Genomic DNA, 12934 nt, shown 5'->3' with positions numbered 1-12934 from the left:
TCAAGAGTATGTCAAAAATAAAGACAACCTATATTTGTCAGAACTGTGGCGCCAGTTCATTGAAGTGGCAGGGAAAATGTCCTTCATGTGGAGAATGGAATACCTTTGCAGAAGAAATTGTCCCTGAAAAATCAAAACAGGAATTAGCCGGGTCATCAAAGCCTATAAATATTGATAACTTTGGGAATCTGGAGATTTCTGAGAAAGACAGGTTGATGCTGCCGGATGGTGAACTGAACAGGATTACAGGAGGTGGACTTATCCCCGGATCTGTTACACTTATCGGAGGCGAACCCGGAATAGGTAAATCGACACTTCTTTTACAACTTGCTTTACGTCTGAAAAACTTTTCAAGCCTTTATATTTCAGGTGAAGAAAGTGCTTCACAAATCAAAATGAGAGCAAAAAGACTTGGATTGGCCAATCCCGACTGCTACCTGCTGACAGAAACAAATCTTGAGTTAATTATCCAATATCTCCAGCACCTGAATCCAAAACTTATCATCATTGACTCGGTTCAAACTTTATCATCCTCCAATATCGAAAGCCCTGCAGGCAGCCTGTCGCAAATCAGGGATTGCACAGCGAGGTTAAGTGAGATTGCTAAAAACCAGCATATTACATTAATATTAATTGGTCATATCACCAAAGATGGTTATCTGGCAGGGCCTAAGCTACTCGAACACATGGTTGATACAGTGCTGTATTTTGAGGGTGACAGAAATTATGACTACAGAATTCTCCGTACAATCAAAAACCGGTTTGGTTCAGTGTCTGATTTAGGTATTTATGAAATGTCGGAAAAAGGATTAATTGAAGTATCCAATCCCTCAGATATCTTACTCACTCACCGCCAGAGCCATTTAAGCGGTATTGCCGTTTCAGCCATGCTGGAAGGGCTAAGACCTATGTTAATTGAACTTCAGGCACTTGTAACTCCTACTTATTATGGAACTCCCCAGCGAAACAGTACGGGTTACGATAACAGAAGACTTTCCATGTTGCTGGCAGTTCTGGAAAAAAGGTGCGGACTAAAAATTATTTCGCAGGATGTTTTCTTTAATGTGGCCGGTGGGCTGAAAATCACCGACACAGCTACTGATCTCGGCATTGTTTCGGCCTTAACTTCTTCTTTTTTCGATAGCCCTATTCAGGCTGATACCTGTTTTACTGGCGAAATTGGGCTTTCAGGAGAAATCAGGCCTGTCAGGCAACTGGAAAGAAGAATTTTTGAGGCTGAAAAATTGGGTTTTTCGCAGATTTTTATTTCTTCTTACAATAAGTTTCAGCATAAATCCTTTAAAAACATAAAAATTACTCCGGTTGAACATTTGAATCAGTTTATTAAACTCTTGTATAAATAATGAAACTCAAAGCAGGAATATTGTTATGCTTTAGTCTGACCTTCTTTTCATTAACATATTCACAAAAATATCATCCTTCATCAGATACCACTTTACCTGTTCCATTTACTGTCTATCATTTTCAATATCATCAGGATAGCAATCTTTGGAAAACGCACAGCCAAATAATAAAGATGCATCTTTTGTATCCTGAAAAACCCCGGGAAAAGTACAACTTATTTAGTACCTATTTATTTTTTGCGCTGATATTTATGTTGTTAATCGTTCTGTTAATCAGGATATTAAATCCGGATTATTTCCTGAATATTTTCAGAAATACTTATTCGACCACTTCTTTTCTTGATAACTTGTCGAAAAAGGAAGCTCAGTCCTTCCTATTAATTAATAATATTATTCTTGATATCATTTTTATTTTCTCCCTATCCCTGTTTTTTCTTAAATTGTCAGAAATCAGATCAGTAATGGGTTATTGGCAGATTTTCAGGATAATTACATTGTTATACCTTGTTCAAATCATGATCATCAGGATTTTTTATCGTGTCTTTTTTAAAAGAGGAACTGAAAATGTACATTTGAGTCAGATTCTCACTTTTAACAGAATGGCAGGAGTCTTATTAATTCCTTTTCTGATTTTAATTTACTTTGCAAGCCCGCCAATTAATAAGTTTGCCTTTGAAATAATAAAAGTTTTCCTGATTGTCATGATTCTGTTCAGGCTAATTAAAAATTATTTCATCATAAAAAAAATTAATCTGTCAAATTTGTTTTATGTTTTGTTATACCTTTGCGTCTTTGAAATATCGCTTTATTTTGCGATAATTAAAGAATTTATCGGGTTGAATCACAATTAAAATTTAAGGCATTGAAAATAAAGCATCTTTTAATTTCACAACCTGAGCCAAAGGATGAGACATCCCCCTTTCAGGATTTAGCCAATAAATATAATGTTAAAATTACCTATAGAAAATTTATAAAGGTTGAGCCTGTTCAATCAATGGATTTTTTAAAGGAAAGAGTAAGAATTCTTGATCATTCCGCTGTGATAATGACCAGCAGAACGGCCATTGAAAACTTTTTCAGAATATGTAAAGAGACCAAGATTGACATACCGAACGAAATGAAATTCTTCTGTCTCAGTGAACCTTATGCCTTATATCTGCAGAAATTTACTTCTTACAGAAAAAGAAGAATTTTTTTCCCAAAAACAAAAGACCGCACACTTGAAGAGCTTTTACTGAAAAATCCTCACGAATATTATTTTATTCCCTGTTCCAATATTTCCAGTAATGAGTTATTTGAGTTTCTGGATGCCAATGGAATTCGATATTCAAGCAGTGTTCTTTACAATACCGTGTCAGCAGATTTGAGTGATATTGATATCTATAGTTACGATATTATTGCATTTTTCAGCCCTGCCGGAATTAACTCTTTGCGTGAAAATTTTCCCGGATTTGTTCAAAATGACATCAGAATTGCCGCTTTTGGTGAAAGTACCTGCAAGGCCGTTGTCGATGCAGGACTGCGACTGGATATTCCCGCTCCGACTCCACAAACACCTTCCATGAAAATGGCTATCGAGCAATATATTAAAAATGTCAACAAATAGTGAAGATTTTTTTGGAAAAGCTTGCATATATTACAATTTTATTATCTTGCAGGCGTTTTCAATTCAGTTATTTCAGTCGTTATGTACATTTTTAAGATAAATGACTATGAGAATTAATCAGTTACACCTTTATTTCAGTCTGCTGGCAGGCTATTTTTTCTTCTCTGCAAATATTGCTCATGCCCAACAAGATCCTATGTACACCAACTTTATGTTTAACAAACTTGTTTATAATCCCGCATTTACAGGTTCAAATCCGGAATTTATCTGTATGACCTTTTTGTATCACAATCAATGGCTTGGGTTTGGTGGAGACAATGAGTATCAGGGTATTGCCCCTCAAACGCAAACTTTCAGCATTCATGCTCCCATACCCGGCTCAAATTTTCTTGGAGGAGCCGGCTTTTATGTTATCAATGATAAACATGGTTTTGAATCAAGAACGACTGCAAATTTTACACTTTCCCTCAAAAAATACTTTTCTTTCGGTACGATTCAGGTAGGTGCCAATGTTGGAGGAATTCAAAGTGCCTTTGACGGTGTCTGGAAACCACCTGACAATCCCAACGACCCCGGCATTCCTGTGAATGCTTCGGATATTAAACCGGATTTGGGGCTGGGGATGTATGTTTTCACCGCAAATAAGTTTTATGTTGGTATTTCCTCACAGCATCTTTTAGGAGGAGAATTTAATTATGGCGGACCCACCAATAAACTGGTCAGGCAATCCTATGTTGTGGCCGGATATAATCTTTTATTACCTGCCAATCCCGATATTGAAATTCAACCATCGATACTTTACAAAATCGATAAAGCAAAACAACAATTTGATGTCAACTGTAATGTTACTTACAAAAACAAATTTTATGGCGGCCTGAATTACAGACAGGGTTCACCTGCAGCAGATATTTCTTTATTGCTGGGAATGCGACTTACCCCTCAGCTTACTTTTGGCTATTCCTACGACCTGACCACTACCAGGATTCTTAACTACAGTACTGGTTCTCATGAAGTTGTATTCAATTACTGTTTCAAAATTGTTACCAAAACAAAGGTGGTTATTCCCAACATTATCTGGTCCCCAAGGTATTTAAAACCCTATAATTAGGCTAAAATGACAACTTTAATTTTGACAAAATATTTATGGATATAATAACTTGAAATTAATTGCGTTAAAAAATTTGCAGGATAAAAATAAAAAAGTATAAATTTGCCGATTGATTAATTATCAACATCATGAGATATCTAAAGGACTTCAGGCTAATTACACTTGCGTTCGTTTCGCTGACTTTCCTTTTTCAGAGTTGTGGACTTAGGAATACTAAGGGTCAACTTGTTGGAGTTAGTGGAAGAATGATCTGGAATCACCCCCAGCCCTATGGTACTGTCAACATACCTACGGGAACATTTCACATGGGGCAAAGTGATGAAGACATTATCTATGCGCTTACTTCAAGGCCTATGCAGGTAACCATCCAGTCATTTTTTATGGATGATACAGAAATTACCAACAACGAATACCGTCAGTTTGTTTACTGGGTTCGTGACTCAATTGCCCGAAAAACCCTTGGAGATGCATGGGTAATGGAAAATGCCAATGGTGATGAATACATTAACTGGCGTACCAAACTTGATTATGAATTACCGGAAATCAGGGAAAACCTTGCAGAAATGTTTTATCAGGGCAATGAAGTTTTTGAAGGTGATTTATATGAGTTTGATGTCAGAAAATATATTTATGAATATCAATGGTTTGACTTAAATGAAGCAGCCAAAAGAGAATATTACGAACTTAACCGTAAAGGAACCCCTGTTTCAAGGGAAAAATTTATCCGCAATGAAAAAGTAAGAATTTATCCAGATACACTTTGCTGGATAAGAGACTTTACTTATGCTTTCAATGAGCCGCTTACGCAATTATATTTCTTTCATCCTGCTTATGACGAATATCCTGTCGTTGGTGTTTCATGGATTCAGGCCAGAGCATTCTGCCACTGGAGGACAAAATATCTCAATGATTATTACAAATCGATTGGAATGCCAAAAGTAAACGATTTCAGGCTGCCTACCGAAGCTGAATGGGAATATGCATCCCGTGGCGGCAGAGATTTCAGTCCATATCCATGGGGAGGTCCTTATCTGAGAAACAGCAAAGGTTGTTTTCTGGCTAACTTTAAGCCTCTTCGTGGTAATTATTCAGAGGATGGTGGGTATTATCCTGTCAGGGTTACCAGTTATTTTCCGAATGACTATGGTTTGTATTGCATGGCAGGAAATGTGGCCGAATGGTGTGATAATGCCTATGATGAAGGAATTAACAGTGTAATTCATGATATGAATCCGTACTATTTCAGAAATGTCGGAGATGAAGAATCACGGGCAAGCATCAAACGGAAAGCCATTCGCGGAGGTTCTTTCAAAGATGTCGGATACTGGCTTCAAAATGGAACACGCTCCTATGAATATCAGGATACAGCCAAAGCCTACATCGGTTTTCGTTGTGTCATGACTTATATGGGTCGTTCCATTAAAGATAAAAATTCTAATTACTAATTTTTTAAATTCTTAAACAACTAACTAAAATTCAGAAAAAGATGGCAAAGGCAAAATCAAAACCTTCAAAGAAAAAAGGAAGTTTTTTACAAAGCCATGCTTTTAAAGCATTTATGGCAAAACTTTATGGATGGGGTGCATCAGTCGTTATTTTAGGTGCGCTGTTTAAAATTCAGCACTGGAAGGGCGCTGGTATTATGCTTACACTGGGTCTTTCAACAGAAGCACTGATATTCTTCCTGTCAGCTTTTGATATCCAGAAAGAATATGACTGGACGAAAGTTTATCCTGAGCTTGCTGTAACTGATGAGCATGAAGAAGGTGAATCAACTGCTAAAAAGTCAATTTCAGGAGAAATTGAAAAAATGCTGGAAGAAGCCAAAATTGAAACCACTCTGGTAAGACGACTTGGTGAAGGCATGAACAAACTTGCCAATACCGTTGATGGCTTGAAAGAAGTTGGAAATGCTGCAGTGTTGACCAGTGAATATGCAGGTAAATTACAGGTCGCATCAGCCAGTCTGGATAAGATTAATGAATCTTACGGAAAAGCTGCTGAAGCCATGACATTGCTCTCCGAAGCATCAGCTTCTTCAAAAGAATATTTCGACCAGATTAAGCTGGCAACAAGTAATCTGACAGCTTTGAATTCCGTTTATGAGCTTGAGCTGAATGAACAATCGAAACATAAAGAAATCATGAGTCAGTATCAGGATAAGTTGGGTGAAGTTTTGTCCAACCTGTCGGATGTTGGTTCTATTTCGGTTCAGATTAAAGATGGATTTTCAAAATTGAATGAAAATCTTACCGGACTGAACAATATTTACGGGAATATGCTTAGTGCAATGACCTACCGTGGTTAAACGAAAAAATCTTTGTGTAACGATTAAAAATTAAAAATATGTCAGTAGGAAAAACCAATCCGTTACGCCAGATGATGATCAACATGATGTATCTGGTTTTAACGGCAATGCTTGCACTCAACGTATCTGCGGAAATCCTCCTGGCTTTCAAAACAGTGAACGATGGTATGTTAAAAACCATTGCATTGATTGATAATCAGGAAAAAGCAGTGATGGATAACTTTGAAAAGCTCAAAGAAACCACAAAAGAAGCCGCTCTGTATCAGGCAAAAGCTGTTGAAGTTAATAAAGCTTGTGATGAACTTTATGCCTATGTCGAGAATTTAAAGCACCTGATTATTGAAGAAAGCGGGGGTATGGAGTGGAATGCCAAAGAAAACGACAGTGCATATAAAAACATGAAAGACCTTGAAAGTGTTACCCGTATTATGGTAAACAACAAAAGAGGTGATGCACTGCAGGAGGAAATTGGCAAAACACGGGAAAAACTTGAGGAAGTAGCCAAATCAGTTGATAACATCAAGAAAAACTGGGAAACTTTCGAACCGAAAATAATTATCAAGAAAGAAGAAGCAATGACTCCCGGTAAAACATGGGCAGCTGAACGTTTTCACATGGTTCCGGTTATTGCCTGTGTAACGCTTTTAACCAAAATCCAATCAGATGTGCGCACAACACAACAGAATATAAATACTGAATTACTGAGTCAGATTGGAAAATTAGACTTCAAATTCAATACGCTTATTCCCGTTGTTCGTGTTACTACGGGAAAGAGTGCAGTTGCTGTGGGTGAAAAGTACGAAGCAGAAATATTACTTGCTGCTTATGACTCTAATCAACAACCTGAAATTTTTCTGAGTGGAAAACCTCTTGAGGTAAAAAATGGTAAAGCCACCTATGTGGGAAGCACTGCATCACAGGGATCATTCAAGTTCAGCGGAGAAATTGTTGTAACCAATAAATCAACAGGTGAAAAGACCAAGTATCCTTATGAATTGGCTTATGACGTTTTCAATGCACCGGCAATTATTTCACCCACCAAAATGAATGTTATTTACATGGGTCTTGAAAATCCGTTTTCTATTTCTGTTCCTGGTTTCAGGCCTACCGATGTGAAAGCTTCCATATCATCCACTGCCGGTGGATCTATTACTCCGGTAGCTGGAAAACCCGGTGATTTTATTGTTGTTGTTCCTGAGCCAAAAGGACAATTTAAACTTGAAAATGCAAAAATAAATGTTACGGTAAATCTTCCCGGAGGAGGTATCAAGAATGCAGGTTCTGGCGAATTTCGTTTGAAAAAGGTTCCTGCTCCTGTTCCTTATCTGGGGTCAAAATCAGGAGGGGAAATCAGTGCTGCTGAATTACGTACGATTAATATGGTAGCTGCCCGACTGGAAAACTTTGCATTTGATCTGACTTACAGAGTAACCAAGTTTAAAATGGTTTATCAACCCAAAAGAGGAAATGCTCAGTTTGCTGATGGGAATGGTGCACAGCTGACAAATGAAATGAAAGGCTGGATGACCGCTCCCGGTGCAGGTGATATGCTTATTGTAACTAATATCTGGGCCGAAGCACCCGGATTAGGCAATAAACAGATTCCCGGTGCCGTTGTGTTAACTGTTAAATAAATTATTGCCATGATTAATAAAAATTTCTTTTGGCTGGTTAAATTTGTAGCAACTGTTATTGTGGTAACAGTCTTTATACAACTTGCCTCTGCTCAAACGGAATATGGTGACTTTACTTATGAGAAAAAAGCCATTAAGGAGCGTTCCATTATTCCTTATCCACCATTGCGTGAAGCTGATGTGATGATGATGTGGAGAATTCAGAGAATCATTGATTCGCGTGAAAAAATGAACGTCATCATGAAATGGCCACGTAGCCCACTCTATCGTATTATTTATGAGGCAGTTACACAGGGATATGGCAGTGCACCCATTACTGCTTATAAAAATGACTCCTTAATTTCATTTTATACAGCGGAAGAAATTTTAAAACTAGGCGGGGAAGAAGAAGTTATTCAGATTTATCCTGACCCGGAAAATTATCCTGACTATTACATTGATTCCACCGTCATTAACCCATTCCGCCCTGAAAAGATCATCAAATACCGCCTGATGGAAGATTATATCTTTGATAAACAAAGGTCAATGTTTTTCTGGCGCATTATTGCAATTGCCCCTATGTACAAACCAAGAGTAGGTGGGGTTGAATTGAATGAGCAGGAAATGTATTGGGTAAAATGGGAAGATTTCAAGAAAATCCTTGTCAGTCAGGAAATATTTAACAGACACAATGATGCCATGAGGATGAATTACCTCGACTGGTTCGAACACAGAATGTTTACAAGTTACATTACCAAAGAATCAAATGCATTCGACTATGCCATTACACAGTTTGAAGAGTTTAAATCAAGTACGCTGGATGCTTTTCTGGAATCAGAAAAAATCAAGGAAAAACTTTTCAATTGGGAACATGACCTTTGGGAATGGTAATCATGATGTTTGAAATAAATTAAAAAGGGGACATTTTTGTCCCCTTTTTTTTATCGCTGAATCATTTGATTTCTGTCGGGCCCGGTTGAAATCAACCTGATTTTCAGCCTTGTTTCATTTTCAATATATTTCAGATAATGTTTAAATGCTGAAGGCAACTCATCATATTCTTTTATCTGTGAAATATCGGTTTTCCAGCTTTTAAACGTTTGATATTCAGGATGAATATTTCCACCGAAATAAAGCTCTGAAAATTCAACACGCTTCATGCTGTCGTCTGAATATTGCGAACAAACCTTTATTTCATCCAGGAAAGAAAGAACATCGGATTTTGTAATTATAAGGGAAGTTACACCATTTATCATAATGGCGTATTTAAGCGCAACAAGGTCAAGCCATCCACATCTGCGTTTTCTTCCGGTAGTAGAGCCGTATTCACATCCCTTTTCAGTTAAAAATTCACCAATTTCATTTACCTGTTCAGTTGGAAAAGGTCCCTCACCCACACGTGTGGTGTATGCTTTAAAGACACCGAGAACCTCATTAACGTATTTTGGGCTAATCCCCAATCCGGTGCAGGCTCCTGCCGCAATTGTTGAGGAAGAAGTTACATACGGATAGGTGCCATAATCAATGTCAAGCAAAGTGCCTTGTGCTCCCTCTGCCAGAACTTTTCTATTGTCTTTTAATGATTCATTTAAGTAATTCTCCGTATTGACTATAGGATAATTTTTAAGAAATTCAATGGCTTCTGACCATTTTCCCTCTTCACTCTCCGACAAGTCTTTACCTGCATCGTCAAGCAATGCAAAATGTCGTTGTTTAAGAATTTGATAGAGTTCATGAAAATGATTGGATTTGACATGTCCCATCCGTAAGCCTACTCTTGAAATTTTGTCCTGATAAGCCGGGCCTATTCCCTTCAGGGTAGAACCGATCTTATTTTCACCCATCTTTTTTTCAAAAAATGCATCCAGGTATTTATGAGAAGGAAGTATTAAGTGAGCCTTTTCAGAAATTAAAATGCTGTTTTTAACATTAATCCCCTCATTTTCAACCATTTCTATTTCTTTTCTCACCGTAACAGGATCGATAACCATGCCTGTACCTAAAATATTTTTAGTATGGGTATGAATCACTCCTGAAGGAAGCGTATGAAAAATAAATTTTTTACCATTTATTAATAAGGTGTGTCCGGCATTAGGGCCTCCCTGAAACCGGGCAACAATTTCATACCGGGGACTTAATGTATCAATGATTTTTCCTTTACCCTCATCTCCCCATTGCAGACCTAACAAAACATCAACAGGCATAAAATAAATAAAAGATTTTCAATGTATTATAAATTACCTACTTTTCTTGTGGCTTTCCATAAATAGTGAAAGCATAGTGCGAAACCGAGAAATTATACTGGCGGGCAATATCTTCAACAAGTTCGTTAATACGGTCATCGTGAAACTCAATGACATCCTGATTCTCAATATTTATTAAATGATCATGCTGATGATGGCCATAAGCTTTTTCATAGGTGCCGGCTTTTTTTCCAAAGCTATGTTTGACTATCAGGCCACATTCAAGCAATAAATCTACGGTATTGTAGATGGTTGCCCTGCTGATATGATAATTCTTGTTTTTTAATGAAATGTAAAGAGTTTCAACTTCAAAATGCTCGTTAAATGAATAAATTTCATACAAAATATCATATCGACCCTGAGTTTTACGATAATTTTTAGCAGCAAGGTAATTTGTAAATATCTCCCTTACTTCGCTGTAGATGTCTTTTTTAGATTTTTTCATTTACTAAATTTTGAAGGTTCAAAGTTAATTAAAAGAATTATTCTGATTAAAATTAATTTAATTACTTTGCTGCATCTTCCACATGGAATCGTTTTACTGATTCCATTCCTTCAATACTTTTGAGCTTATCAATTAATGCATCGAGGTGTTTGGTGTCATAAATATTGACGACAATTCTGCCTTCAAATGCTCCCGCATTTGAATTGACAGATATGGATTTCATATTGATTTCAAACTGACGGGAAATAATATCGGATATTTTACTCAGCATTCCTATATTATCAATGCCTCTGAAAAAAATACCAACAGAAAAATATTCCGTATTGATAGATCTTTTCTCAGGCCAATCCACATTGACTATTCGAAAGCCATAATTTGCCATTAACTTAATACCTGCCGGACAATTGGTACGGTGTATAATAATTCCTTCACCAACAGTTAAAAATCCAAAGATTTTGTCTCCGGGTATCGGGTTGCAACAACTGGCAAACTTATAAGGTACATCCACCTGATCATCAAGAATGATAATTTCCTGATTTTTATTAACCTGATTTTTGTTTTCCTTTTTCTCCACAAAACTTAATGCCCTGAAGGCATTGTGCAAATCGGAATGGTCAATTTTATTGGTACCTATAAAGTAATAAAGTTCTTCATCAGATCCAAGATTAAAATAGTCGGTGAGGAGCTCGATGCTTTTTTCATTTTCGAGATTTTCCAACTGAAGTTTTTTGTGTAAGATTGCCTCACCTTTTGCAGCAAACTCTTTTCTTTCTTCTTTTAATGCCTGTTTGATTTTCGAAATAGCCTTTGCTGTTTTGACAAAATTTAACCATTCATGCTTAACCTGAGGTTTGCTGGAAGTCAATATTTCTACCTGATCGCCATTATTGAGTGGATAGTTTAGCGATACCAACCTTGAATTGACCTTTGCCCCTATGCAATGCAAGCCAATATCTGAGTGGATATAAAATGCGAAATCGAGCACTGTTGATTGAGATGGCAATACTTTCATTTCCCCTTTGGGAGTAAAAACATAAACCTCTCCGGAAAAAAGATTTAACTTAAACTGGTCGAAAAACTCAATAGCAGAACCATCCTGGTTTAACAAAATTTCACTAACCTGTTTGATCCATTCATCCAGAGTGGAATCCTGCATGTTTGCATTTTCCTTGTATTTCCAATGTGCAGCAAAACCTTTTTCTGCAATATCATCCATCCTGCGGGAACGTATCTGAATTTCAACCCATCTGCCGGTCGGACCCATGACGGTAATATGCAAGGCCTCGTAACCATTTAATTTTGGTGTTGAAAGCCAATCTCTCATTCTGTCAGAGTTAGGCTTATAAAAATCTGTGATGATTGAATAAACCCTCCAGCAATCTGTTTTTTCATCAACAGAGTTATCAATAATGATTCTGATGGCAAATAAGTCATAGATTTGACTGAAATCTATGTTTCGCGTCTGCATCTTTTTGTAAATGCTGTATCTGGATTTAAACCTTGCCTTGTATTCATATTTGAAATTTTGCTGGTCAAGAATTTTTTGCACTGGTTTCATGAAGGTTTTAACAAACCTGTTCATTTGTGCACTATAAGCACTTATTTTGGCGTCAATTTCCTGATACAACTGAGGCTCAGTATATTTAAATGCCAGGTCTTCCAGCTCGCTTTTAATAGCAAAAAGTCCAAGACGGTGAGCTAAGGGAGCAAAAAGTTCAAGCGTTTCAGAGGATATTTTAAGCTGGGTTTGTTTTGGGACAGCATCCAGTGTCCGCATGTTGTGCAACCTGTCGGCTATCTTGATTAAAATAACCCTGAGGTCTTCCGACATGGTCAGTAATATTTTTTTAAAATTCTCAGCCTGCATGGAAGGAGTATGTCCGATAAAATCACTGATTTTAGTCAGGCCGGAAATAATTTTAGCCACCTTAGGCCCAAAAATGCCTTCTATTTCCTCTAAGGTTACGTCTGTATCTTCAACTACATCATGCAGCAAACAGCACACAATGGAAGTACAGCCCAGTCCGATTTCTCTGGTCGCAATGATGGCGACAGAAAGCGGGTGAAATATATATAATTCTCCTGATTTTCGTCTCATTCCTCTATGTGCATTCAAAGCGAAGTTGAATGCTTTACGGATAATCTTTTTTTCAGCATTGCTGACATAGGGTCGGGCAGCACGCAATAAAGTCCGGTAGGTATTCCTGAGTTGGATATTCTCCTTTTGTAAGTCAACATTTTCCATAG

At 37.3% G+C, this 12934-nt stretch carries 11 protein-coding genes; 8 read left to right on the top strand and 3 right to left on the bottom strand.

What is annotated here, in order from left to right:
* Nucleotides 1-8 precede the first annotated feature (8 nt).
* From radA to gldN, 8 genes are all read left to right on the top strand, one after another.
* Nucleotides 9-1364, top strand: a complete 1356-nt coding sequence (gene radA / locus GX437_09380) for a DNA repair protein RadA (protein ID NLJ07867.1) — start codon at nucleotides 9-11, stop codon at nucleotides 1362-1364.
* Nucleotides 1364-2215 (top strand): DUF4271 domain-containing protein, encoded by an 852-nt coding sequence (locus GX437_09375; protein NLJ07866.1) that lies wholly within the window; start codon nucleotides 1364-1366, stop codon nucleotides 2213-2215. The genes radA and GX437_09375 overlap by 1 nt, the downstream gene beginning before the upstream one ends.
* An 11-nt stretch (nucleotides 2216-2226) precedes the next feature.
* Nucleotides 2227-2970 carry a uroporphyrinogen-III synthase gene (locus GX437_09370; protein NLJ07865.1) on the top strand — a complete coding sequence of 248 codons (744 nt, stop codon included), beginning with the start codon at nucleotides 2227-2229 and terminating at the stop codon, nucleotides 2968-2970.
* Nucleotides 2971-3076: 106 nt separating this feature from the next.
* The gene (locus tag GX437_09365; protein ID NLJ07864.1) at nucleotides 3077-4078 is read left to right on the top strand and encodes a type IX secretion system membrane protein PorP/SprF; all 1002 of its coding nucleotides are present in this window, start codon (nucleotides 3077-3079) and stop codon (nucleotides 4076-4078) included.
* A gap of 128 nt (nucleotides 4079-4206) precedes the next feature.
* Entirely contained in the window at nucleotides 4207-5523 is a 1317-nt protein-coding gene (locus GX437_09360) for an SUMF1/EgtB/PvdO family nonheme iron enzyme (GenBank protein NLJ07863.1), read from the top strand.
* A gap of 41 nt (nucleotides 5524-5564) precedes the next feature.
* Nucleotides 5565-6386, top strand: a complete 822-nt coding sequence (gldL, locus tag GX437_09355) for a gliding motility protein GldL (protein NLJ07862.1) — start codon at nucleotides 5565-5567, stop codon at nucleotides 6384-6386.
* 38 nt (nucleotides 6387-6424) lie between these two features.
* Nucleotides 6425-8020, top strand: a complete 1596-nt coding sequence (gene gldM, locus GX437_09350; GenBank protein ID NLJ07861.1) for a gliding motility protein GldM — start codon at nucleotides 6425-6427, stop codon at nucleotides 8018-8020.
* 9 nt (nucleotides 8021-8029) lie between these two features.
* Nucleotides 8030-8890 carry a gliding motility protein GldN gene (gene gldN, locus GX437_09345; protein NLJ07860.1) on the top strand — a complete coding sequence of 287 codons (861 nt, stop codon included), beginning with the start codon at nucleotides 8030-8032 and terminating at the stop codon, nucleotides 8888-8890.
* Nucleotides 8891-8940: 50 nt separating this feature from the next.
* On the opposite strand, the gene GX437_09340 is transcribed toward gldN, so the two are convergent.
* The 3 genes from GX437_09340 to GX437_09330 form a co-directional block, all read right to left on the bottom strand.
* Entirely contained in the window at nucleotides 8941-10203 is a 1263-nt protein-coding gene (locus tag GX437_09340; protein ID NLJ07859.1) for an adenylosuccinate synthase, read from the bottom strand.
* Between the two features lie 37 nt (nucleotides 10204-10240).
* The gene (locus tag GX437_09335; GenBank protein ID NLJ07858.1) at nucleotides 10241-10687 is read right to left on the bottom strand and encodes a transcriptional repressor; all 447 of its coding nucleotides are present in this window, start codon (nucleotides 10685-10687) and stop codon (nucleotides 10241-10243) included.
* Between the two features lie 61 nt (nucleotides 10688-10748).
* Nucleotides 10749-12932: a bifunctional (p)ppGpp synthetase/guanosine-3',5'-bis(diphosphate) 3'-pyrophosphohydrolase gene (locus GX437_09330; GenBank protein ID NLJ07857.1), complete on the bottom strand. Its 2184-nt coding sequence runs from the start codon at nucleotides 12930-12932 to the stop codon at nucleotides 10749-10751.
* Nucleotides 12933-12934: the final 2 nt, after the last annotated feature.

The sequence above is a fragment of the Sphingobacteriales bacterium genome (assembly GCA_012517435.1).
In the GTDB taxonomy this organism is placed as follows: domain Bacteria; phylum Bacteroidota; class Bacteroidia; order CAILMK01; family JAAYUY01; genus JAAYUY01.
The sequence above is the reverse complement of the archived record's forward strand: the minus strand, read 5'-3'. Positions and strand labels throughout refer to the sequence as shown.

Excerpts from the sequence above, each read along its gene's own strand:
- radA (NLJ07867.1), top strand. The coding sequence starts at position 9 with ATGTCAAAAATAAAGACAACCTATATTTGTCAGAACTGTGGCGCCAGT.
- GX437_09330 (NLJ07857.1), bottom strand. The coding sequence starts at position 12,932 with ATGGAAAATGTTGACTTACAAAAGGAGAATATCCAACTCAGGAATACC.
- gldN (NLJ07860.1), top strand. The coding sequence starts at position 8,030 with ATGATTAATAAAAATTTCTTTTGGCTGGTTAAATTTGTAGCAACTGTT.
- gldM (NLJ07861.1), top strand. The coding sequence starts at position 6,425 with ATGTCAGTAGGAAAAACCAATCCGTTACGCCAGATGATGATCAACATG.
- GX437_09335 (NLJ07858.1), bottom strand. The coding sequence starts at position 10,687 with ATGAAAAAATCTAAAAAAGACATCTACAGCGAAGTAAGGGAGATATTT.
- gldL (NLJ07862.1), top strand. The coding sequence starts at position 5,565 with ATGGCAAAGGCAAAATCAAAACCTTCAAAGAAAAAAGGAAGTTTTTTA.
- GX437_09340 (NLJ07859.1), bottom strand. The coding sequence starts at position 10,203 with ATGCCTGTTGATGTTTTGTTAGGTCTGCAATGGGGAGATGAGGGTAAA.
- GX437_09375 (NLJ07866.1), top strand. The coding sequence starts at position 1,364 with ATGAAACTCAAAGCAGGAATATTGTTATGCTTTAGTCTGACCTTCTTT.
- GX437_09360 (NLJ07863.1), top strand. The coding sequence starts at position 4,207 with ATGAGATATCTAAAGGACTTCAGGCTAATTACACTTGCGTTCGTTTCG.
- GX437_09365 (NLJ07864.1), top strand. The coding sequence starts at position 3,077 with ATGAGAATTAATCAGTTACACCTTTATTTCAGTCTGCTGGCAGGCTAT.